Below are 23498 nucleotides of genomic sequence, written 5' to 3'. Positions count from 1 at the left end.
GGCCCGCCGGGCCCCCCCCCCGGTGTTCACCCCTCCCGCCCAACCCCCCCGCGCCTCCCCCCCCCCCCCTGGGGGGGGGGGGGTTTGGGGGCCCCCCCCCGGGGGGGCCCCCCACAACAACGGCCGTGCGACTCGGTTTCACCGTCCTGTCAGGCGCGTCACGCGCCCAGGGCGTGGAAACCACCATCGGTCATGATCATGGATCCGGTGGTTTTCGGCAGCCAGTCCGACAGCGCGGTGCAGACCGTGCGCCCCACCGGCTCCGGGTTCTCCACATCCCAACCGAGCGGAGCGCGCTCGCCCCAGGTGTCCTCCAACTCCTGGAAACCGGGAATCGACTTGGCGGCCATGGTGCGCACGGGACCGGCGCTGACCAGGTTGACGCGAATCCCCCGCGGACCGAGCTCCCGAGCCAGGTACCGCGAAGTGGACTCCAGGGCCGCCTTGGCCACCCCCATCCAGTCGTAGGCAGGCCAGGCCACCCGCGCGTCGAAATCCATCCCCACCACGGAACTGCCCTCGCCCAGCAGCGGCAGACAGGCCTTGGTCAGGGAGTTCAACGAATACGCCGAGATGTGCAGCGCGCTGGAGACGTCTTCCCACGGGGCCTGCATGAAATCCGCTCCGAGGCAGGACTCCGGAGCGTAGCCGATCGAGTGCACCACCCCGTCGAGCCCGTCGACGTGCTCGGACACCGAGTCGGCCAGCCCGGCCAGGTGCTGGTCGTTGGTGACGTCGAGCTCGATCACCGGGGCGGGCTTCGGAAGCCGCCCCGCGATCCGCTCGACCAGCTTGATCCGACCGTAACCGGTCAGTACCACCTCGGCGCCCTGCTCCTGAGCCACCTTGGCCGTGTGGAACGCGATGGACGAGTCGGTGATCACACCGGTCACGAGAATTCGTTTACCTTCGAGCAGACCGCTCACTTGCATCCTCCACGCAATACGTACCGAAAAAACCGAGGATTCCTTGTGGAAGGCCCGCCCGGAGCTCGGGTGCGACGCGCGGGGCGGGACGCCTCGAGTGGCGTCCGCCACCGCACGCGCTCCGCACCACGCGCTCGGTGTCGGCCGAGCGCTCCAGCCACAACGAATCATGCTGAAAGGCCTCTTGAGGCCCCTCGAGTCGAGGAAGCGGGCCGTTCAGTGCCCCATGCCGACACCGCCGTCGACCGGGATGACGGCTCCGGTGACGTAGCCCGCGCTCTCCGAGGCCAACCACCGCACCGTGCCGGCCACCTCGTCCGGTTCGGCGAAACGGGCCAACGGCACCTGCGCGAGAATCTCCTGCTTGCGCTCCTCGGGCAGCTCGTCGGTCATGTCCGTGGTCACGAACCCGGGGGTAACCACATTGGACGTGATGCTGCGCGAACCGAGCTCCCGCGCCAGGGAACGGGCGAAACCGATCAGCCCTGCCTTGCTCGCGGCGTAGTTGGCCTGCCCCGGAGCGCCGGAAAGCGCCACAGTGGAGGAGATGAAGATCATGCGGCCCCTCCTGTTGCGCAGCATGCTGCTCGCCGCGCGTTTGGCGACCCGGTACGCCCCGGTCAGGTTGGCCTCGACCACCCGTTGAAACTGCTCCTCCTCCATGCGCAGCAGCAGCCCGTCGTCGGTGATCCCCGCGTTGGCCACGAGCACCTCGACCCTGCCGTGCGCCGCCTCGACCTCGTCGAAAGCGGCGGTCACCTGCTCCGAGTCGGTCACATCGCAGCGCACCCCCAGCATCCCCTCCGGAGCGCCGGACCCGCGGTGGGTGATCGCCACTTTGTCCCCGGCGGCCTGGAACGCCTTGGCCACAGCCAACCCGATACCACGATTCCCGCCGGTGACCAGTACGGACCGTGCCACTCTCACACTCCTAAGGAACTTGCTCTCGAACTCCGTGTCTCACCCGGCGCTGTCCGCCGAATCCGGCGCGAGGCTATCGGCCCGAGGTGTGCCCTCCGACATCGGACCCGATCTCACCGGACGAGACGCGGGGCTCTCCCGGAGAACGCCACCCACCGGCCGCGCCGACCGCCACGCCGCGCTGCGGGCGCGGGACTGGCATCCGGTGTGTAACGTCGATCAACGTCGCCTTCGGTCCGACCGGCGCAGAAGCGCACCCCGCCCCGTCTGGAGTCCCCGCGATGAACGAAACGGCCCACACAGCCGCGCGGACGCCCGAATTCGCGGAACCGCTGCGAAACTCCCTGACGGGCCAAGCGCGATTCGACCCGGGGACACGCGCACTGTATGCCACCGACGCCTCGAACTACCGGCGGGTTCCCCGCGGAGTGGTCTTCCCGCGCGACGACAACGACGTGGCGGCCACCCTCGAAGTCGCACGCGAGTACGGACTGCCGATCACCTCCCGCGGATCGGGGACGAGCGTGGCGGGCAACGCCATGGGCGACGGCCTGGTCCTGGACTTCTCCAAGCACATGAACCGGATCGAACACGTGGACCCCGCACGGCGGCTGGCCCGCGTGCAACCGGGGGTCGTACTGGACACCCTGCGCGAAACGGCCGGGCGGCACGGGCTCACCTTCGGCCCCGACCCCTCCACACACAGCCGGTGCACCCTCGGCGGGATGATCGGGAACAATTCGTGCGGCACGCACTCGGTGGCCTGGGGGAAAACGGTCGACAACGTGCGCGAGCTGGACGTGCTGCTCTCGGACGGAACACGGTTGACGCTGTCGAGCACCGACCGGCAACGGCTGGACGCGCTGTGCGGACGCCAGGACCGCACCGGACGTCTCTACCGGGGGCTGCGCGACCTCGTCGACGAATTCGCCCCCCGTCTGCGCACAGACCTCCCCGACACGACCAGGCGGGTTTCCGGGTACAACCTGGACCAGCTGCTTCCGGAGAACGGGTTCGACGTCGCTCGCGCGCTGGTCGGTTCGGAGGGCAGCTGCGCCACCGTCCTGTCGGCGACGGTGGAGCTGGTGGAGGAACCGGGCGCCCGCGCCATGGTCGTTCTCGGATTCGACGACGTGTACGCCGCCGCCGACCGGGTCCCCCGGATCCGGGAGCACCCCACGCTGGCCGTGGAAGGTCTCACCCGGGAACTGGTCGACGTCGTCCGGGAACGCAACCCGAACTCCCCCGCCCTCACGCTGCTGCCCCGCGGTCGAAGCTGGCTGCTCGTGGAAACCGGCGGCCCCGACCCCGACACCGCTGCGCGGGCCGCCCACTCGATCGCCGAGCGATTCGCGGACCACGCCGAATGCGTCGTGCACACCGACGCACGCCGGATGGCCGCGCTGTGGAAGATCCGCGAGGAGGGCTCGGGGTACTCGACGCGCATGACCGACGGATCGCAACGCTGGTCCGGCTGGGAGGACGCCGCCGTCCCCCCGGAGAACCTCGGCTCCTACCTCCGCGAGTTCGACGAACTGCTGGATCGTTTCGGCTACCGCGGTGCCAGCTACGGGCACTACGGCGAGGGCTGCATCCACGTGCGCATCGACTTCGACCTGACCTCCCGGTCCGGAGCCTCCGACTACCGGGCCTTCCTGGAAGCGGCCGCCGACCTCGTCGTCGCGCACGGTGGCTCGCTCTCCGGCGAGCACGGGGACGGACAGGCCCGCTCGGAACTGCTGCCGCGCATGTACCCGCCGGAGATGCTGGAGGCGTTCGACCGGTTCAAAACCCTCTTCGACCCCGAGGGGCTGCACAACCCCGGCGTGATCACCCGCCCGCGCGGCGTGGACGAGGACCTGAGGCCCCTGGTCGCGGCGCCGCGCATTCCGAGCAGGACCGAACTGGCGCTGCACTCCGACAACGGCGACCTCGCCTCCGCGACGCACCGGTGCGTGGGAGTGGGCAAATGCCTCAACCCCTCGGGCGGAGTGATGTGCCCGAGCTACCGGGCGACCCGGGACGAGAAGCACTCCACCCGGGGACGAGCGCACCTGTTGTCCGAGATGCTGTCCGGAAGGACCGTGGTCGGGGGCTGGCGTTCCGAACAGACCCGCGAGGCACTCGACCTGTGCCTGTCCTGCAAGGGCTGCAAGACCGACTGTCCCGTGGGCGTGGACATGGCCACCTACAAGGCCGAGTTCCTGCACCGGCACTATCGCCACAGGCCACGTCCGGCAACGCACTACTCGATGGGGTTCCTGCCGCTGTGGCTGGCGGCCGCGCGGTGGGCCCCGGGGCTGTTCAACCGACTCGGTCGCGGAAGAGCGGCCCCGCTGCTGAAACGCCTCGGCGGAATCGCCCCCGAAAGGGATCTGCCGCTGCTGGCACGGCGCGGTCTGCTCGAATCGTGCTCGGACCGGCAAGCTTCCCGCCCACCGGAAGGACCCGGTGACCCGGTGCTGCTGTTCCCGGACACCTTCACCAACCACTTCGAACCCGGCATCGGCCTGGACGCGATCGCGGTGCTGGAGTCCTCCGGCCACGAGGTCCGGCTGCCCGACACGACGGTGTGCTGTGGCCTGACGTGGTACTCCACCGGACAGCTCGGCACAGCGCGGCGAACGCTGCGCCGCACCGCACGCGAACTGCGTCCGTGGCTGCGGGAGGACGCACCGGTGGTGGGACTGGAACCGAGTTGCACCGCCTTCCTGCGCAACGACGCGCTCGAACTAGCCCCCGCCGACCCCGACGTGCGCTCCCTGGCCTCGGCGACCCGCACCTTCGCCGAACAGGTCGACCAGCACGCACCGGCACGGCCGTCCGCACCGCGGCCCGCCCGGGAACAGTCCGGGGAGGTGCTCGTGCAGATGCACTGCCACCAGTACTCCGAACTGGGCTTCGACGCCGACCGCTCCGTGCTGGAGACCGCCGGACTGAACCCCCGAGTGCTCGACGCGGGATGCTGCGGCCTGGCAGGCAACTTCGGTTTCGAACGCGGCCACTACGAGGTCTCCATGGCCTGCGCCGAGGACGCGCTGCTGCCCCGGATACGTTCCGCCCCGGACGGAACCGAGGTGCTCGCCGACGGGTTCAGCTGCCGCACCCAGCTGCGGCACGCCGCCGCCGCCGAACCACTGCACCTGGCTACCGCGCTCGCCAGGCAACTGGGTGTTTCCCACCGGAACACCACGTGAACACCACAAGCCAGCAGCGCGGGCAACGACCACACGGAACCCGCCGGAGACGAGAGCTCGGACCTGTTCAGAACCCGTTCTCGGCGGGCTCGCTCGCCGCGACGTGCAGCACACCGGGCAAAGCGGACAGCTCCTCGAGCAGCGCCGTCGCATCGCGCCTGCCGCGCAGCCGCAGGGCCACCACGGCGGTGCGCTGGTTGCGGTCGTCGGTGTCCTCCCGCTCGACCTGCAGATCGAGCACGGCCCACCCCCTGCTGGTGCACAACGTCAGCACGTTGCGCAGCACACCGTGACCGTCCAGATAACCGATCCGCACGCCCTCCGGCTCACGCATCATCCTCCGCAGCAGCGTCACCAGGTACTGGTAACCCACAGCCACGATGAAATGCGCCAGCGTGGTCGCCGTCGCCAACACCAGCAGGCCACTGCCACAGGCCATCCCCACCGCGGCCACCACCCACACGGTCGCCGCCGTGGTGAGCCCACGAACCGCGTCCCGGCGCACGAAAATCAACCCGCCGCCGATGAACCCGATCCCCGACACGATCTGGGCCGCCACCCTGGACGGCCCGAGCTGCACGTTGGACCACTCCAACATGTCGAGAAAACCGTACTTCGACACGAGCACCAGCAGGGCGGTCCCCACACCGACCAGAGTGTGCGTACGCAACCCGGCGCTTTTGGCCCTGACCTCGCGCTCCAACCCGATCAGACTGGACAGCAGCAGCGCCGCCCCCAGCTCGACGAGCATCGGCAGCTCGCCGAGACCGGTGATCGAGGAGGTCATCCACCGACGCTACCGCGCACCGGCGAAACTCGCGGCCGGCGACGGTCGGGCACGGCTCCCGAGACGCCCTGGCTCGCCCCGGTCCCCCGCGACCTCGGGAGGACAACACCGGCAGTGCGGGTCGGGTGCTGCCTTCGGATCTTCGGCGGGGTGTCCCACCTCAACCTCGAATAGGAGGTCATGACGTCACGTTCACGGACACTGCCTTCCAAAACCGTTCTGACCCGATCGAGTGGTATGCGAGCGGTCTCGCTTTGGTGTGCCTTCAACTCCGGCAATATCCGTTCCAGCGCTTCGGAGTCGAAGTGCTCGATCAAGGGAAGGAACAACATGCGACGCTTTGCCTTGCCGGCCATCGTGGCCGCATCGATGCTGATCGGAACCGGTGCGACCAGTGCGGCAGCAACCACCACCCAAGCAGCCCCGAGTGATTGGACGTGCGAGGGGGAGGTTTGCCTGCGGACGCTGCCCGCGGAGGAAACTCCCACTCCCAAAGACGCGTCCGGGTGCAATCACTCGGTTTGCATCGATGTCCGCGGTGACGCCACCAACGGCTACTCGACTGTGGGCCGTGGATACGATTTTTACGGCTACATCCACGTGTGGGGACCAAACATGAACGTTCGCGGGCCACACAGCAACGAGCCGACGGCCAGCGGCAGCGGGCGCGGATCCGGGAAGACCTGCGCCGAGGGGTGGAAGGCAATAAGCGGAGGCCAATACACCTCGGTCGGGCTGCCCTGTGTGTACGTGAGTTGACGGCAACGGTCACCTCAGCCACCGCACCCGGCGAGTTCCCCTCCGGAAAGCTGTGTACCGTCCGGCAGGAAAGCAGCTCGGCCGGGTCGTGGTGGCGGGTCCAGGACTGAATCGCCGGCGCCTACTGCGACGAATCCGCCATCAGCTTGCCCGCTTCGGCCACCGTGTCGACACTCCCCGCCCCCGCAGCGGGAAGCCAGCGGACGGAAACTCAGGGCAGTCGCCGCCCCACCAGCAGCGCCGCCCCGGCAGCGACGATGGCCGCGAGCGTCCCGAGCACGAACCACGGCTTGCTGGCATCAGCCCGTTTGATCTCGTAGCCGATCTGCTCCTGGAGCGTGTCGTAGACCTGACGCAGTTGCTCCGCGCTGGCGGCCTTGTAGAAGTCCCCGCCGGACAGGTCGGCTATGTGGCGCATCGCCTCGTCGTCGACCTCCACCCGCTGGCGCTGGCCCTGGATCTCGATGCTGCCGTGCTCGGTGCCGAAGGAGATCGTCGAAATGGGCACTCCCGCCTCCTTGGCGGCCTTGGCCTGGGTGTACGCCCCTCTGGGAGCGTCCAACTCCCGCGGAATGGTCTGGCCTCCGTCCGCCATCAACACGATCCGCGCGGGCGGTGTCCCCTGACCACCGCCGACCATCCGCCCGAAGGACTCGATGGCCGAGAGCGAAGCCTTGATCCCGTCACCGGTGGCGGTCGCCTCGGACAGCTGCAGGCTGTCGATGGCCTGCTTCACGCTCGGACGGTCCGTGGTCGGCATGACCATCACCGTGGCCGTCCCGGCGAACGAGATCAGCCCCAGGTTGATCCCGGGAGTGAGCTTGCCCGCGAACTCCTTGGCGGCCTGCTTGGCCGCCCGCAACCTGCTCGGACTGACGTCACGGGCCTTCATCGAAAGCGAGACGTCCATCGTCAACAGCACGGTGGCCCGGTTGCGCGGAATGCGCTGCTCGGAGGTCGGCCCGGCGAGCCCCACGGTCAACAACACCAACGTCACGCCGAGCAGCGCCATCGGAACGTGCTTCGGCCAGCCCTGCCTGCGCGGAGCCACCCGTTCGAGCAAGGCGAGGTTGCTGAACCGCATCGTGCTGCGCCTGCGCCTGCGCTGAACCCACAGGTACCCCGCGACGAGGACGAGCACCACGGCCAGCAGCAGAAACCACCAAGGGGCCTTGAAACCTGTCAAGCTCATGCCACTCCTCCGGACCATCCTCGCTTGCGCGCGACGACGAACCGGACAATGTCGGCGATCCAGTCGGAATCGGTGCGCAGAACCAGGTGAGCACCCCCGAGCCGCCGCAACTCCGCCGCCACCCGCTCCCGATGCGCGGAGGCAGCCGCGGCGAACTCACGGCGCAGCACCGGCGTGGTCCGCACCTCGCGCTGCTTGCCGGTCTCGGGATCGCTCAACAGGACGTCACCGACCTCGGGAAGTTCCACATCACGCGGGTCGACGACCTCGACGGCCAACAGCGAGTGCCTGGCCGCCAACCCGCGCATGGCCCGCTGCCAGTCGACGGAGCCGAGAAAGTCCGAGATCACCACGGCCAGCCCGCGTCGGCGCGGCGGCCTGCGCAACGACTCGACCAACGTGGTGAGATCACCCTCCACCCCCTCCGCGGGATGCGGGGTCTCGGCGACCCGCCGCAGCAGGGCGCGCGCGTGGTCACCCCCGCCGCGCGCCGGGTGCCTGGTGAACTGTTCCCCGTTGGAGACCACGGCCCCGAGACGGTTCCCCCCACCGTTCGTCAAATGTGCCACGGCGGCCATACCCGCTATCGCCAGCTCGCGCTTGGTGCACGCCGCGGTGCCGAAGTCCAGGCTCGCGGAAAGATCCAGGGCCACCCAGGTTTCCAGCTCCCGGTCGGCGATCGTCTCCCGGATGTGCGGCTCGGTGGTTCGGGCCGTCACGGCCCAGTCCATCCGGCGAACGTCGTCACCGGGCTGATACGGCCTGGCCTCCCCCGGCTCGGTGCCGGGACCCGGAACGAGACCGAGGTGATTGCCCTGCAGCAGCCCGTCCAGCCTGCCGCGCACCGTCAGTTCGAGAGAGCGCAGCGCGGCGCGCATGCGCTCCTGGTCCAGCGCGGGCGGCGCCCAGTCCGGACGCTCACCGGCAGTCGACACGACGAATCGGCTCCTCACTGATTGCTGACGCCGGTGGACGGCTGACCGTAGTTCACGCTGCCCACGGGGGCGCCGCCCTGCTGCGCGGCACCGTACTGCGGGGCGGGGGACTGCGGTCGCGCCGACACCTGCGGAAGCGGCACCGTTTGCAGCACCCTGTTGACCACGTGATCGACGGGCACCCCGTCGGCGACCGCGTCGTAGGACAGCACGATCCGGTGCCGGAAAACGTCCGGAACCACGTCGACCACGTCCTGCGGCAGCACGTAGTCACGCCCACGCAGCAACGCCAGGGCCCGGGCCGCCCCGACGACGCCGAGCGTGGCGCGGGGGGAAGCCCCGTAGGAGACCCAGCCCGCGATGTCGGAGAGGTTGTGCTCGTTGGGGGAACGGGTGGCAAGCACCAGACGCACGACGTAGTCGACCAGCGCGTGGTGCACGAACACGTTGGAGGCGACCTGTTGCAGCCGGAGCAGTTCCTCCGGGTCGAGCACGGTCTGCGGCTCCGGCGGGCGCACACCCATCCGGTAGACGATCTCGCGTTCCTCCTCGGCCGTCGGGTACTCGACCAACAGCTTGAACAGGAAGCGGTCGCGCTGGGCTTCCGGGAGCGGGTAGACACCCTCGTTCTCGATCGGGTTCTGGGTCGCCAGCACCTGGAAGGGCCGAGGGGTGGGATAGCTGTTGCCGGCCAACGAGACGTGCTGCTCGGCCATGACCTCCAGCAGCGCGGACTGCACCTTGGCCGGGGCACGGTTGATCTCGTCCGCGAGCACGAAGTTGGCCATCACGGGCCCCAGCTCGACGTCGAACTGCTCGCTGCCCTGACGATAGATACGCGTACCGAGCAGATCGGCCGGGACCAGGTCGGGAGTGAACTGCAGCCGCGAGAAACTGCCCCCCACAACCGAGGAGAAGGTTTCCACCGCCAGGGTCTTCGCCACACCGGGGATGCCCTCCAGCAGGATGTGCCCACCGGCCAGCAGGCCGACCAGCACACGCTCCACCAGCCGGTCCTGTCCGACGATCACGCGCTTCACCTCGAACACGGTGCGTTCGAGAAGCTGCGCGTCCCTGGCGGGCGTGTTGACGTGATCCGCCGAGTGGGCCGACCCGGCCGTCCCCGCCCCCGCGGCACTGTCGTTACCACCCTGACCCGGATCGGTCACTGGGAAACCTCCAACCGAATATCGACGCCCCTGTCGTGCGCGGATCCCACCACGGAGTGATCGCCGCCGTTGCTGCCGATAGTGGCACGTAGCTGTACTGATCACGCTTCGGGGCAGCGTATTCGTTTATTGGAGCTTGCTGTTGGTGTGACTTTTGTGAAGTTTGTTTCTATCAACACTGAAAATATAGATGCCAAATAACCCTGAAGCTGTCCCGAAGCGAGCTCACCGGCCCCGACCGCGAGTCCGCCGAAGTCTCCATGCTCGCCTTGCACCTACTCCAGTCGGCATTGGTGCACGTCAACACCCTGCTGCTGCAAAACGTCCTCGACAGCCCCCGGCTGGGACGAACTCCTCGGCCCTCACGAACGCCGGGCGCTGAGCCCGCTGTTCTGGTCCAACATCAACCCCTACGGGCGCTTCCGCCTGGACATGACCACACGCCTCGACCTCCCGCTCCCGTCCCGCTGAGGGATCGGTTTGCGAGACCCGAGCTGCACCGTCGTAGCCTTACCTTGTGCTCAGGCTCGGGTTTCCCGCGATCGGCGTGACCGACATGGATCGCGCTGTCAACTTCTGGACGTGAAGATGTCAACCTCGACTGACCCCGGAGTGACGGCCTGAGGTGGACCCGCTCGAGCTCTCTTCAGACTGACGGTTGTTGGTCGAGCAGCCCGACGGGGTCGGCGCTGTAGGCGACCATCCAGCTGGGGTCGATGCGATACCACACGTTCTCGTCCCAGAACGGATCGTCGCCATCGCCGTCGTAGTGGTTGACGAGGTAGTCGCGGATTGTCGGCCAAGTCGGGTCGCTGCTCGTCCCCTCGGGGTTCAGCGGAACGGCGTGTCCATGCGTGAAGATGCCGAGCTGCTCGCCGCGCATGAAGGTCGCGCTGATGCCGGGCCTCGCCGCGAGATGACGGGCTTTAGCGGCCTGACGGTGGGTGCCGACGATCCAACGGCCGTGCAGGAGGTGCCCGTCGGCGCCGCTGATGCGTGGCTCGCCGCGCCGGGTGACCGTGGCGATGGCCAGGGTGCACATGCCTTGGCAGACTCGGACGACCTGCTCGGCGTCCAAGGTGCTTTCACCTGGCCGGATGATCGACTTGAGGTGGCTGCTGGAGTCAGCCCAAGACGTGTCGAGCAGGACTTGGAGGCTGTGGAGCTCGTCGGGAGTTTCGAACATTCGGCTAGGTAATCAGCTCCCACCGACAAAAGCGCCTGTTCGCCGATGCGGGTTAGCTGGACAGCGACTCTCTCGCCTCTCACCAAGGCCAACCGAGGTCTTCACCGTCTCCCGCACCACGGTCTACCGCACCCTGCAACGGGACCAGACCTCAGCCAAGGCCCGATGACCCACCGGCCGCGCTCACGCCCTCGACGCCGCACTCCTCACCGACTGACCCGCCGACCTACTCTGCCTCTCAGGACAGCTTCAGGAGTACAGGCCAAGCAGCCGCCTCCCGGACGAGGGACCCTGATCCGGCACGAACACCAGTGAGTACCAGCAGCGCGCACCCACCCCACTCCCCCGCGACGGGACAGCGACAGCTGTTCAGCCGCTTGTCAGGGGCCGGCCGTACGCTCAGCCGACGGAGACCACGAACGCGATCCAGCGCGACGGATGGAGACACGATGAGCACGGCCAGGCACGTCGCCGACAGCCACGACCTGATCCGCGTGCAGGGCGCACGCGTGAACAACCTCGCCGACGTCGACGTCGAGATCCCGAAGCGCAGGCTGACGGCGTTCACCGGTGTTTCCGGATCGGGCAAGAGCTCACTGGTGTTCGGCACGATCGCCGCGGAATCGCAACGGATGATCAACGAGACCTACAGCGCCTTCGTGCAGGGCTTCATGCCGACACTGGCACGCCCGGAGGTCGACGTGCTGGACGGGCTGACCACGGCGATCATCGTCGACCAGGAGCGGATGGGCGGCGACCCTCGGTCCACGGTCGGCACCGCCACCGACACAGGCGCGATGCTGCGGATCCTGTTCAGCCGACTGGGGCAGCCGCACATCGGCTCGCCCAAGGCGTTCTCGTTCAACGTCGCCTCGATCAGCGGAGCCGGTGCGATCACCACGGAACGCGGCGGCAGGACCGTGAAGGAACGGCGCAGCTTCAGCGTCACCGGCGGCATGTGCCCGCACTGCGAGGGCAGGGGCTCGGTCACCGACTTCGACCTGTCCCAGCTGTACGACGACAGCAAGTCGCTCAACGAAAGAGCGGTGGCCGTCCCCGGCTACACGGGGGACGGCCACTGGACGCTGCGCCCGTTCACCGAGTCGGGCTTCCTCAACCCGGACAAGCCGATCCGCGACTACACGGAGACCGAGCTGTACGACTTCCTGCACAGGGAGCCGGTCAAGGTGAGGGTCGGCGGTATCAACGTCACCTACGAGGGGCTGATCCCGCGGATCCGGAAATCGATGCTGTCCAAGGACCGTGAGTCGATGCAACCGCACATCCGGGAGTTCGTGGACCGGGCGATCACTTTCACCGCCTGCCCGGAGTGCGCAGGAACCCGGCTCAACGAGGCGGCCCGCTCCTCGCGGATCGCCGGGACCAACATCGCCGAGGCCTGCGCGATGCAGATCAGCGACCTGGCCGAATGGCTCCGCGGCCTGGACGAGCCGTCGGTCGCGCCGCTGCTCACCGCGCTGCGGCAGACCCTCGACTCGTTCGTGGAGATCGGGCTGGGCTACCTCTCGCTCGACCGCCCCTCGGCCACGCTGTCGGGCGGTGAGGCCCAGCGCACCAAGATGATCCGCCACCTCGGCTCCTCGCTGACCGACGTCACCTACGTCTTCGACGAACCCACCATCGGCCTGCATCCCCACGACATCCGGCGGATGAACAACCTGCTGCTACGACTGCGGGACAAGGGCAACACGGTGCTCGTCGTGGAGCACAAACCCGAGGTGATCGCGATCGCCGACCACGTCGTCGACCTCGGCCCCGGCGCAGGCGCGGAGGGCGGCACCGTCTGCTTCGAGGGCACCGTCGAGGGGCTGCGGACCGGCGGCACCCTCACCGGCCACCACCTCGACGACCGGGTCGCGGTCAAGGAGAAGGTGCGCGAGCCGACCGGCACGCTGGAGATACGCGGCGCCACCTCCCACAACCTGCGGGACGTCGACGTCGACATCCCGCTCGGGGTGCTCTGCGTGGTCACCGGTGTGGCCGGCTCCGGCAAGAGCTCGCTGGTGCACGAGTCGGTTCCGCCGGAAGCGGGGGTGGTCTCGGTCGACCAGGACGCGATCCGTGGTTCACGGCGCAGCAACCCGGCGACCTACACCGGGCTGCTCGACCCGATCCGCAAGGCGTTCGCGAAGGCGAACGGCGTGAAACCGGCGCTGTTCAGCGCCAACTCCGAGGGCGCCTGTCCCGGCTGCAACGGCGCGGGCGTCATCCACACCGACCTGGCCATGATGGCCGGCATCGCCACCACCTGCGAGGAGTGCGCGGGGAAACGGTTCCAGGCACCGGTGCTGGAATACCGTCTCGGAGGCCGCGACATCAGCGAGGTGCTCGCGATGTCGGTGACCGGGGCCGCGGAGTTCTTCGGCTCCGGCGAGGCGCGCACACCGGCCGCACAGCGGATCCTGGCGCGACTGGCCGACGTGGGACTCGGTTACCTGAGCCTCGGTCAACCCCTCACCACGCTCTCCGGCGGCGAACGGCAACGCCTCAAGCTCGCCACCCACATGTCCGACAAGGGGGGCGTCTACGTCCTCGACGAGCCGACCACCGGCCTGCACCTCGCCGACATCGAACAGCTGCTCGGGCTGCTCGACCGGCTCGTCGACTCCGGCAAGTCGGTCATCGTCATCGAGCACCACCAGGCGGTCATGGCCCACGCGGACAGGATCGTCGACCTCGGTCCCGGAGCCGGTCACGACGGCGGGAAGGTCGTCTTCGAGGGCACGCCCGCCGAGCTCGTCGCCGCCCGCTCCACCCTCACCGGCGAGCACCTGGCCGAGTACGTCGGTGCTTGATTTCGGTTCGGTGCTGTGCTTGCGAGTTGTCTGCTGTGGAGATTGATTTCATTAAACGCTGAAAACACAGATATAAAAATAACTACAGAAGCGAACGGCGTCCACACCGAGAAGCGGGCATGCGCCCTATGCGCATGAAGCTCCGCGCACTTCCGAATGTCGAGGATGTCCCGCGGACTCCGGCCCCGCCGGACACCAGCGGCCACGGCCGCCCACTCGATGATCAAGGAGAACCGCTGCGAAGTACCTGCTACTGAAGCATTACCGAGGTGATTCCCGCCCCGCAGCCGGACAGGAGCCGACGGACCGGTGGAGGCCGGAGGAGGTCGACGCGCACATGCAGTTCATGCGCGACTTCGCCGCACGCCTGGAAAGGACGGATGGGCGAGTTCGTAAACGTCCATGCTTGGTCCAGGAGGGCACGTTCGCGTGGCATGGCGGTGTTGGTTGATTTAATTTCGATCAACACTGAAACTGCAGATGCCCAAATAACAGCAGAAGCCGACGGAACAGCACCAACCGACGGGGACGGACTCCAGTGCTCCGGGGATCCGCTCAGCCTGCCACGTCCCCCGCACGGAGGGACGCCACGCTGCGGTGTCCCACCTTCAGCGTGGACAACGCCCCGGTCCCCGAGCGGAACGCGCCCCGCGGCGACTCACCCCTCGAAGTCCCGCAGTGCCCGGTTCAGCTCCTCGGGGGTGTCGACGTCCGAGGTCTCGGCGGCCGCGGCGGGCACGCGCAACGGCTCCGCCCGGTCCAGCACCCCGCCGAGCGCACGGCCCGCGGCGTCACGGGGAACGGCCCGTCGCAGCACATCGGTCACCCACACCCCCAGCAGCCACTGCGGCCTGCCCGCGCCGTCGACGAGCACCGCTCCCCCTGCGTTCCCGTCCGCGCGCAACCGGCGCACCAGCCTCCGCAGGGTGGCACCGGTCAACCACGGGTGGTCCGCCGCCAACACGGCGACCAGCTCCGCCTGCTCCGTCAACGACTCCAACCCGGCGGCCAGCGCCGCGACCGGCCCTCCCCCCGCGGGTTCCTCGAGGGTCCAGCGGACCTTCCGGGAAATCGGCCTGGACGGGCCGACGACGATCAGCGGGTCCGCGTCCGCGGCGGCGTCGAGCGTGCGGTCCAGCAGCGAACGCCCCGCCAGGGTGATGGCGGGCTTGTCCCTGCCCCCGAGCCTGGTTCCGTGCCCGCCTGCCAGCACGATCCCGGCCAAGCCGCTCGTCAGCGAGGTCATGATCTCACGTTACGCGCCGTGCTCCGCCACCGGAGCGGCGCCGGGCGAGCAGGTGATCGGAGACCGTGCTCCTCGCTTCACCAGGTGCGCGGATCCGCCCAGGTGCGGAGCGGAGGCCGGTTCTCGTCGGGAGGCACGGACAGCAGGTCGGGCAGCAGTTCGTCGAGATTCCCCCGGAGCACGGCCTCGGCCTGCCCGTCGTACGGGGTCGGCTCGCCGTTGCAGATCACCAGGCCCGTGCCCGCGCGGGCGGCGAGATCGGTGAATCCAGCCGCCGGGTGCACGCCCAGCGAGGTCCCCACGGCCAGGAACAGATCGCAGTCCATCGCCGCCCGCTGGCTCTCCCGGACCACTTCGGGGTCCAGCGCCTGCCCGAACGAGACGGTGGCGGACTTGAGGATCCCCCCGCACTCCGTGCAGTGGGGGTCCTGCTCCCCCGCCGCCACCCGCTCCAGGGCCGCGCGCATGGTGCCGCCCGCCGAGCAGGACAGGCACACCGTGCCGAACATCGATCCGTGCAGCTCGAGCACGTAGGAGGGATCGAGACCCGCCCGCTGGTGCAGCTCGTCGATGTTCTGGGTCAGCACGGCACGCAGCCTTCCCGAGGCCGCGAGGTCGACGAAAGCACGGTGGGCCGGACCGGGAACGGCGTCCCAGGCGGGATGCTCGGCGCGGCTCTGCCAGGCCAGTCGCCGCACCTGCGGGTCGGCCACGTAACTGTCGATGTCGCTGAGCCGCTGTGCCCGCGGGTCGCGGGTCCAGACCCCGTTCGGTCCCCGGAAGTCGGGAATCCCGGCCCCGGTGGAGATCCCCGCACCGGTCAGTACCGTGATCCGGCGCGCGGCGGCGACCAGTTCACAGGCCCGTCGCCACTGCGCGGCGCTGTCCTCGCCCTGTTCGACCACGTCCACCACGGTCGCACGTCGCTCGCCGAAGCCGCGGTGCAGGGCGTCGGTGAAGCCGCGAGGCCCCGGGACCCCTCGTTTCTCCGCACGGGGTTTTCGGAGCCCGTGAGTTCGGGTTAACGGTTCTTTTCCCCGCCGCAACACGACGCCCCCTCCCGGGAAACACCGCGCCACTAGATTTCGTCCCCGAATCCGCTCGGAAACGAGCTCCGGAAGGCGAAACCGCCTGCGGGCGGGAGGAGCCCGCCGTGCGGAAGTGTCGGCTGCGGAAAGACCCGGGAGGGGCCCGACGGTGGAGAACCGAGTGGCGAGCCACTGCCCGTACTGCGCGCTGCAGTGCGGCACGACACTGACCGACAACACCGGGACCGTCTCGGTGGAGCCCTCGAACTTCCCGGTCAACCGCGGCGGGCTGTGCCGCAAGGGGTGGACGGCCCCCGAGGTGCTGCGCGACCGGGAGCGCCTGCGGGAACCGCTGGTGCGGAACGCCGCGGGCCGTCCCGTGCCCGTCGGCTGGAACCACGCCCTGGATCTGGTGGCCGGGGAACTGCATCGAATCACCGCCGAGCACGGGCCGGATGCCGTGGGCGTGTTCGGCGGAGGCGGTCTGACCAACGAGAAGGCCTACCTGCTCGGGAAGTTCGCCCGGGTCGCCCTCGGCACCAGCCGGATCGACTACAACGGCAGGTTCTGCATGGCGGCAGCGGCCACAGCGGGCAACGCCGCGTTCGGGGTGGACCGTGGCCTGCCCTTCCCCGTCACCGACCTCGCCGAAGCCGAGGTGGTCCTGCTGGCCGGGGCGAACCCGGCCGAGACCATGCCGCCGCTGATGCAGCACCTGCGGCACGCCGACCTCGTGGTCATCGACCCGCGGCGCAGCGCGACGGCCGAGCAGGCCGCGTTGCACCTGCGCCCCCTGCCCGGCACCGACCTGGTGCTGGCGCTCGGGCTGCTGCACGTGGTGGTGACCGAGGGCTGGTGCGCCACGGACTACGTCGCCCGGCGCACCACCGGTTTCGATCGGGTGTGGCCCCTGGCCGGGACGTGGTGGCCCGAACGGGTCGAGCAGGTCACGGGCGTTCCCGCCGCGACGCAGCGCGCGGCGGTGCGGATGCTGGCCGGGGCGCGGCGCCGCTACGTGCTCACCGGGCGCGGCGCGGAGCAGCACGAGGACGGGGCCGACGTCGTGTCCGGCTTCATCAACCTCGCCCTGGCGCTCGGTCTGCCCGGCACTCCCGGAAACGGGTACGGCTGCCTGACCGGGCAGGGCAACGGGCAGGGCGGACGTGAGCACGGGCAGAAGGCCGACCAGCTGCCCGGTTACCGGTCCATCACCGACCCGCGGGCGCGGGCCGAGGTCGCCGAGGTGTGGGGCATCTCCCCGGAGGAGCTGCCCGGACCGGGGATTCCGGCCACCCGGCTGCTCGAGTCGGCGGCGCAGCCGGACGGTCTGCGGGCGCTGCTGGTCTTCGGTTCCAACCCGGTGCTGTCCGCCCCCGACGCGGCGAGCACCCGCGAGTCCCTGTCCCGGTTGGACCTGCTGGTGACCGCCGACTTCCTGCCTTCGGAAACCGTGCGCACGGCCGACGTGGTGCTGCCGACCACCCAGTGGGCCGAGGAGGAGGGAACCATGACCAGTCTGGAGGGGCGCGTGCTCCGGCGCAGGAAGGTGACGACGCCCCCGGGCGAGGCCCGGTCCGATCTGGAGGTGCTGCACGGGCTCGCCACCCGGCTCGGACAGCCCCCGGAGCGGTTCCCCGAGCACGCGCCGACCGTCTTCGCCGAACTGGCCCGCGCCTCGGCCGGGGGGACCGCCGACTACTCGGGCATCGACTACGACCGGCTCGACGCGGGTGAGGCCCTGCACTGGCCCTGCCCCGCGGACGCGGAGAGCGCCACCCGGCACCCGGGAACTCCGCGCCTGTTCCTGGACGCCTTCGCCCACCCGGACGGCAGGGCCCGCTTCGTCCCGGTCGACCGGAAGGAACCGGCCACCGCTCCGCAGGAGGAGTTTCCGCTGGTGGCGACCACGGGAAGGATCATGGAGCAGTACCAGACCGGGGTGCAGACCCGGCGGGTGTCCGAGCTGGCCGAGGCATCCCCCGAGTCGTTCGTGCGGCTGCACCCGGAGACCGCGCAGCGAGCGGGCGTGGCCGAGGGCCAGCACACCAGGGTGCGCTCGGAGCGCGGCACGGCCGTGGTCAGGGCCGTAGTGGACAGCTCGATCCGGCCGGACACCGTTTTCCTGCCGATCCACTACGGCGAGCAGGGGTGCGCGAACCTGCTCACCAGTGCGGTGGTGGACCCGCGCAGCGGCATCCCCGAGTTCAAGGTCGCCTCGGTGGCCCTCTCCCCCGCCGAGGAGGTCGAGGGATGAACCGAGTCGTGATCATCGGTCACGGTCCGGCGGGGCACCGGCTGGCCGAACGGCTGCGGGCGCGGGACGGTTCCGCCCGGATCACCGTGCTCGGCGCGCGGGAGGCAGGCCCGTACAACCCCGCGCTGTTCACCAGGGCGATGACCGCGGGACTTCCCCTGGAGTGGATGGCCCTTCCCGGGCACGACGAGGACGTTCGCCTCCGGCCCGCCCGCGTCACGAGCATCGACCGGGAGAACCGGTTGGTGCGCACGGCGGACGGTGCCCACCATCCCTACGACGGGTTGGTGCTGGCCACGGGCGGGAGCGGCCACGTCCCCGACCTCGCCGGCCTGCGCCGAGCTGACGGAGCCCTCGACGAGCGGGTGCGGTCCCCGCGCTCCCCGCACGACTGCCTCGGGCTGCGCGCCGCGCTCGGACCGGACACGGCCGTCACCGTGCTCGGCGGCGGCTTGCTCGGCGTGGAGAGCGCACACGCGCTGGCCGCCGCGGGGCATCAGGTGACCCTGGTGCACCGGGGGACGCGCCTGATGCCCCGGGAGCTGGACTCCGCCGCCGCCGAGATCGTCGCCGCACGACTGCGCGCCAACGGGGTGACGGTCCGGCTGGGTGAGATCCCCGTGGAACTGTCGTCCGGCAAGCTGTCGTTGCGGGGCACCGAACCGGTCCGCACCGACGCGCTGCTGCTCTGCACCGGCACGCGGCCGAACACCGAACTGGCCGCCGCCGCGGGGCTGGACGTCGCCGCGGGCGGGATCGTGGTGGACGAATCGCTGCGCACCAGCGATCCGCGCGTGTACGCCCTCGGGGACTGCGCCCGGCACCCCGCGGTGCGGCGCGGGACGCTCGACACCACCTGGAACCAGGCCGACGCGCTCGCCGGAATCCTCGCCCCCGCCCCGGACAGCGGCTACCACCACGTGGAGGTCACTCGTGCACGCGGAAGCGGACTCGAGGTGACCTGCCTCGGTCCTCCCGAGCTGCTTCCGGACGGGACTCCGGGCATCGAGCACGTGACGTTCAACGATCGCGGGCGGCACCGCTACGCACGGCTGGCCCTGCACGGTGAGCGGCTCGCCGCGGCGACCCTGGTCGGGTTGGAGGAGGCCTGCGCCGAGCTGACCCGGCTGCACGAAACCGGGGCCCCCGTCCCGTCGAACCGGCTCGGGCTGCTGCTCGGACTCGAACGCCGGGCCGAGACCGGAGGACCGCCGGTGACCGACAAGGTGCTGTGCCACTGCAACAACGTCTCCGAGTCAACGCTGACCGCGGCTTTCCACGCCGGTGCCGGGGACGTTCCCGCGCTGGCCGCCGCAACCCGGGCCACCACGGGGTGCGGAAGCTGCACCGACAGCGTGCGCAGGCTGTGCGAATCACTGTCCGCGGCGGCGCTTCCCGAGAACTCCCACGAACGTGCATTCCCCGCCGAGGAGGAGGACGCGGCATGAACAGGACACTCGTCGTCATCGGCCACGGCATGGTCGGGCACCGTCTGGTCGAGGAAGTGCGTGAACGGGATCCGGAGCGGCACTGGCGGATCGTGGTGCTCGGCGAGGAGCCGATCCCCGCCTACGACCGGGTCGGGCTGTCCGCCTACATGACCGAGGCCGCCGCCGAGGAACTCGTGCTGAGCGGGCAGGAGGTGCACCGGGACGAACGGGTCCGGCTGTGCACCGGCGTGGGCGCCGAACGGGTCGACCCGCAAGCCTCCACCGTGCTCACCACGGATGGGGAGAGCATCCACTACGACGCGCTGGTGCTGGCCACGGGATCACGTCCCTTCGTCCCCCCGGTGGAGGGCGCCGAGCTGCCCGGGTGCCACGTCTACCGCACCCTGGACGATCTGGACGGCATCCGCGCCGCCTCCGAGACGGGAGCCGAGGGGGTCGTGGTCGGTGGTGGGCTGCTGGGCCTGGAGGCGGCCGACGCGCTGCGCGAGCTGGGGATGCGCCCCCACGTCGTCGAGCTGGCTCCCCGGTTGATGCCGGTGCAGGTCGACGAGGGCGGAGGGGCCGTGCTCGGCCGGCTCGTCGGTGAACTGGGGATCGAGGTCCACACCGGAGCGGCCGTCGACAGCGTCCACAAGGGACCCCACGGAGGCGTCTCCGCCGTTTCGCTGACCGACGGCACCGTGATCTACACCGATCTGCTGGTGTTCTCCGCCGGGATCCGGCCGCGGGACGAGCTGGCCGAGTCCGCCGGGCTCGAACGCGGGCAGCGCGGCGGGTACCTCGTGGACAACGGCTGCCGCACCGGCCAACCCGGTGTCTGGGCGATCGGCGAGTGCGCGGCCGTGGACGGCCGCTGCCACGGGCTGGTCGCCCCCGGATACCAGATGGCCTCGGCCGTGGCCGACCAGCTGACCGGGCGGGGAGACACGGAGTTCGGCGGCGCGGACGAGGCGACCAAGCTGAAACTCGTCGGGGTGGACGTGGCCAGCTTCGGCGACGCGCACGGCCGCTCGGACGGAGCGCTGGAGGTCACCTACGCGAACAACGCGGCGGGGACCTACGCCAAGCTCGTCCTGGACGACGACGCCTCCACCCTGCTCGGGGGTGTGCTCGTCGGGGACGCCGAGACCTACAACACGCTGCGTCCGCTCGTCGGCAAGCCGTTGCCCGCCGCGCCGGAACAGCTGCTCTTCCCCGACGCAGGCGGGGGCGGCGGGACGGGTGCGCTTCCCGACGACGCCACGGTCTGCTCCTGCCACAACGTGAGCAAGGCCGACATCGCCGGTGTGATCTCCTCCGGGCGGGCCGAGGACGTGGCCGCGATCAAGTCCTGCACCAAGGCGGGAACCGGCTGCGGCTCCTGCGTCCCGATGCTGAAGGGCCTGCTCGACGAGGCCGGGGTCGTCACGTCGAACGCGCTGTGCGAGCACTTCCCGCGGTCCCGCTCGGAGCTCTTCGAGATCGTGCGCGCCACCGGGGTCGAGTCCTTCTCCGAACTGATCTCGCGGTACGGCACCGGACGCGGGTGCGACATCTGCAAACCCGCCGTGGCCTCCATACTGGCGGGCCTGAGCGATGCCCACATCCTCGACGACGAGCAGGCCACGCTGCAGGACACCAACGACCGCTTCCTGGCCAACATGCAGCGCAACGGCACCTACTCCGTCGTCCCCCGCGTTCCCGCCGGGGAGATCACCCCGGACAAGCTGATCACCCTGGGCCAGGTGGCCACCGAGTTCGGGCTCTACACGAAGATCACCGGTGGGCAACGCGTCGACATGTTCGGGGCGCGCGTGGAACAGCTTCCCGAGATCTGGCGCAGGTTGGTCGACGCCGGTTTCGAGTCCGGGCACGCCTACGGGAAAGCACTGCGCACGGTGAAGTCCTGCGTGGGCACCGACTGGTGCCGGTTCGGGGTGCAGGACTCGGTGAGCATGGCCGTCCGGCTGGAGCTGCGCTACCGGGGGCTGAGAGCACCGCACAAGATCAAGGCCGGAGTGTCCGGCTGCGCCCGGGAGTGCGCCGAGGCCAGGTCGAAGGATTTCGGGGTCATCGCCACCGAGAAGGGGTGGAACCTGTACGTGGGGGGCAACGGCGGGTTCGCTCCACGGCACGCGGGCCTGCTGGCCTCCGACCTGGACGACGAGCGGCTCGTGGTGCTGCTGGACCGCTTCCTGATGTTCTACGTGCGCACGGCGGAACGGCTGCAACGCACGGCAGGCTGGATCGAGTCGTTCGACAGCGGGCTGGAACACGTGCGCGCTGTGGTGGTGGACGACGTGCTGGGCATCGCCTCCGACCTCGAGGAGGCCATGGCACGACACATCGCGGACTACACCGACGAGTGGGCCGCCGTGCTGGGGGACGGGGAGAAGCTCTCCCGCTTCGTCTCGTTCGTCAACGCACCGGAGGCTCCCGACCCGACGATCGAGTTCACCGAGGAGCGGGGCCAGATCCGCCCCGCACCGATCGACCTTCCCACTCCTGCGGCACGCGGACGTGAGTTCTCTTCCGAGGAGGTTTCGGCGTGAACTGGCAGCGGATCTGTTCCGAATCCGACCTGCCCACCGAGTTCGGCGTCGCCGCCTTGGTGGACGGGCACACCGTGGCCGTGTTCCGCACGGCGGCCGACGAGGTGTACGCGTTGGGAAACGTGGACCCGTTCAGCGGAGCGGGGGTGATCAGCCGTGGCATCGTCGGCGACCGGGACGGCGAACCCACGGTCTCCTCCCCCATGCACAAACAGGCCTTCTCGCTGCGCAGCGGGCAGTGCCTGGACGATCCGGAGACACGGTTGCCCACCTATCCGGTACGTCGCCGGGCCGAGACGATCGAGATCGCGACCTCGTGAGCGGAACCGTCCCGCCCTTCCCCGGGCGACGAGCACACCATTCGGACCAGCGGGCGAGGAGCTGTTCGACCGGTCCCCGGGCTCCTTCCCTGCTGCTGGTGGCCCACGGCAGCCGTGACCCGCGCGGCGGGCGAACCGTCGAGCGGCTGGCCGCTGCGGCGAGCGAATCCCTCGGTGTCACCGGACGGGTGGCCAACGTCGACGTGACCGGGCCGACGGTGGCCGAGGCCCTGGACGGTCTCGCCGGGCCCGTCGTGGCCGTGCCCGCCTTCCTCGCCTCCGGGTACCACGTGCGCACGGATCTGCCCGCCCAGCTGGAGCAGCACGGCAGAACCGATGTCACCGTGACCGAGCCGCTGGGCCCCGCGCCGGAACTGGCCGAGGTGATGCTGCGCAGACTGGAGCAGGCCGGTCGCCGTCCCGGTGATCCCGTGGTGTTCGCCGCGGCCGGTTCCGCGGATGCCGGGGCGCTCGCCGAGGTGGGGCGCGTGGCCTCGAGCCTGGGACACCTGGTCCACTCCGAGGGCAAGGCGCTGGAACCGACCTACATCACCTCCGCACGGCCACGCACGGGAGAGGTGTGCGCGGCAGGCGGCCACGGCCCCCGGACGTTCATAGCTCCGTACCTGCTGGCCCCCGGGCTCTTTCACCGCTGGCTCACGGAGATGCCGAGCGCGGGGGTGGCCGAACCCCTCGGGGACGACCGCGAGCTCGTACGGCTGACGGCCCGTCGCTACCGCTCCGTCCTGACCACCGGGTGACGCCGACCGGGGCCGCTCG

At 69.9% G+C, this 23498-nt stretch carries 16 protein-coding genes and 1 pseudogene; 8 read left to right on the top strand and 9 right to left on the bottom strand.

The genetic code is table 11. The features are described from left to right. Positions 1-158: 158 nt before the first annotated feature. A complete protein-coding gene (gene fabI / locus FHR84_RS05775) occupies positions 159-926 on the bottom strand; it encodes an enoyl-ACP reductase FabI (protein ID WP_179534333.1) in 768 nt (255 codons plus the stop codon). 216 nt (positions 927-1142) lie between these two features. Then, positions 1143-1847, bottom strand: coding sequence for a 3-oxoacyl-ACP reductase FabG (gene fabG, locus FHR84_RS05770; RefSeq protein WP_179534332.1), 705 nt, complete (start codon positions 1845-1847; stop codon positions 1143-1145). Between the two features lie 281 nt (positions 1848-2128). Between fabG and FHR84_RS05765 the strand changes: the two genes are divergently transcribed. Further along, complete coding sequence (locus FHR84_RS05765; protein ID WP_179534331.1) at positions 2129-5044, top strand: FAD-binding and (Fe-S)-binding domain-containing protein; 2916 nt, start codon at positions 2129-2131, stop codon at positions 5042-5044. A 67-nt stretch (positions 5045-5111) separates the two neighbouring features. Here FHR84_RS05765 and FHR84_RS05760 read toward each other — a convergent pair whose 3' ends face one another. The 4 genes from FHR84_RS05760 to FHR84_RS05745 all read right to left on the bottom strand — a co-directional run bounded on the left by FHR84_RS05760 (position 5112) and on the right by FHR84_RS05745 (position 9886). Continuing rightward, positions 5112-5831, bottom strand: a complete 720-nt coding sequence (locus FHR84_RS05760) for an MgtC/SapB family protein (RefSeq protein ID WP_179534330.1) — start codon at positions 5829-5831, stop codon at positions 5112-5114. Positions 5832-6801: 970 nt separating this feature from the next. Continuing rightward, entirely contained in the window at positions 6802-7782 is a 981-nt protein-coding gene (locus tag FHR84_RS05755; protein ID WP_179534329.1) for a VWA domain-containing protein, read from the bottom strand. After that, positions 7779-8660 carry a DUF58 domain-containing protein gene (locus FHR84_RS05750; protein ID WP_246300294.1) on the bottom strand — a complete coding sequence of 294 codons (882 nt, stop codon included), beginning with the start codon at positions 8658-8660 and terminating at the stop codon, positions 7779-7781. Before FHR84_RS05750 ends, FHR84_RS05755 begins: the two co-directional genes overlap by 4 nt. A gap of 71 nt (positions 8661-8731) precedes the next feature. Next, the gene (locus tag FHR84_RS05745) at positions 8732-9886 is read right to left on the bottom strand and encodes an AAA family ATPase (protein WP_179534327.1); all 1155 of its coding nucleotides are present in this window, start codon (positions 9884-9886) and stop codon (positions 8732-8734) included. Between the two features lie 224 nt (positions 9887-10110). Between FHR84_RS05745 and FHR84_RS23480 the strand changes: the two are divergent. Continuing rightward, positions 10111-10437, top strand: a pseudogene (locus FHR84_RS23480) (Tn3 family transposase); the annotation flags it as partial. Between the two features lie 95 nt (positions 10438-10532). On the opposite strand, the gene FHR84_RS05740 reads toward FHR84_RS23480, so the two are convergent. Then, the gene (locus FHR84_RS05740) at positions 10533-11072 is read right to left on the bottom strand and encodes a pyridoxamine 5'-phosphate oxidase family protein (RefSeq protein ID WP_179534326.1); all 540 of its coding nucleotides are present in this window, start codon (positions 11070-11072) and stop codon (positions 10533-10535) included. Positions 11073-11521: 449 nt separating this feature from the next. Here FHR84_RS05740 and FHR84_RS05735 point away from each other — a divergent pair, with 449 nt between their 5' ends. Then, entirely contained in the window at positions 11522-13888 is a 2367-nt protein-coding gene (locus FHR84_RS05735) for an ATP-binding cassette domain-containing protein (RefSeq protein ID WP_179534325.1), read from the top strand. A gap of 658 nt (positions 13889-14546) precedes the next feature. Here FHR84_RS05735 and mobA read toward each other — a convergent pair. Beyond that, positions 14547-15134 carry a molybdenum cofactor guanylyltransferase gene (mobA, locus tag FHR84_RS05730; protein WP_179534324.1) on the bottom strand — a complete coding sequence of 196 codons (588 nt, stop codon included), beginning with the start codon at positions 15132-15134 and terminating at the stop codon, positions 14547-14549. Between the two features lie 77 nt (positions 15135-15211). Continuing rightward, on the bottom strand, positions 15212-16039 hold the full coding sequence (locus tag FHR84_RS05725; protein ID WP_425489849.1) for an SIR2 family NAD-dependent protein deacylase: 828 nt from the start codon (positions 16037-16039) through the stop codon (positions 15212-15214). A gap of 304 nt (positions 16040-16343) precedes the next feature. Here FHR84_RS05725 and FHR84_RS05720 point away from each other — a divergent pair, with 304 nt between their 5' ends. The 5 genes from FHR84_RS05720 (at position 16344) to FHR84_RS05700 (ending at position 23479) form a co-directional block, all read left to right on the top strand. Next, on the top strand, positions 16344-18416 hold the full coding sequence (locus tag FHR84_RS05720) for a molybdopterin-dependent oxidoreductase (RefSeq protein WP_179534323.1): 2073 nt from the start codon (positions 16344-16346) through the stop codon (positions 18414-18416). Beyond that, the gene (locus FHR84_RS05715) at positions 18413-19864 is read left to right on the top strand and encodes an FAD-dependent oxidoreductase (protein ID WP_179534322.1); all 1452 of its coding nucleotides are present in this window, start codon (positions 18413-18415) and stop codon (positions 19862-19864) included. The genes FHR84_RS05720 and FHR84_RS05715 overlap by 4 nt, the downstream gene beginning before the upstream one ends. Then, entirely contained in the window at positions 19861-22398 is a 2538-nt protein-coding gene (nirB, locus tag FHR84_RS05710) for a nitrite reductase large subunit NirB (protein ID WP_179534321.1), read from the top strand. Before FHR84_RS05715 ends, nirB begins: the two co-directional genes overlap by 4 nt. Further along, complete coding sequence (nirD, locus tag FHR84_RS05705; RefSeq protein WP_179534320.1) at positions 22395-22718, top strand: nitrite reductase small subunit NirD; 324 nt, start codon at positions 22395-22397, stop codon at positions 22716-22718. Before nirB ends, nirD begins: the two co-directional genes overlap by 4 nt. 98 nt (positions 22719-22816) lie before the next feature. Further along, entirely contained in the window at positions 22817-23479 is a 663-nt protein-coding gene (locus FHR84_RS05700; protein WP_343075155.1) for a sirohydrochlorin chelatase, read from the top strand. The last annotated feature ends 19 nt before the right edge of the window (positions 23480-23498 follow it).

The organism is Actinopolyspora biskrensis, assembly GCF_013408175.1.
GTDB lineage: Bacteria > Actinomycetota > Actinomycetes > Mycobacteriales > Pseudonocardiaceae > Actinopolyspora > Actinopolyspora biskrensis.
Note: the sequence above shows the minus strand (reverse complement) of the source record. Positions and strands in the feature narration are given on the sequence as shown.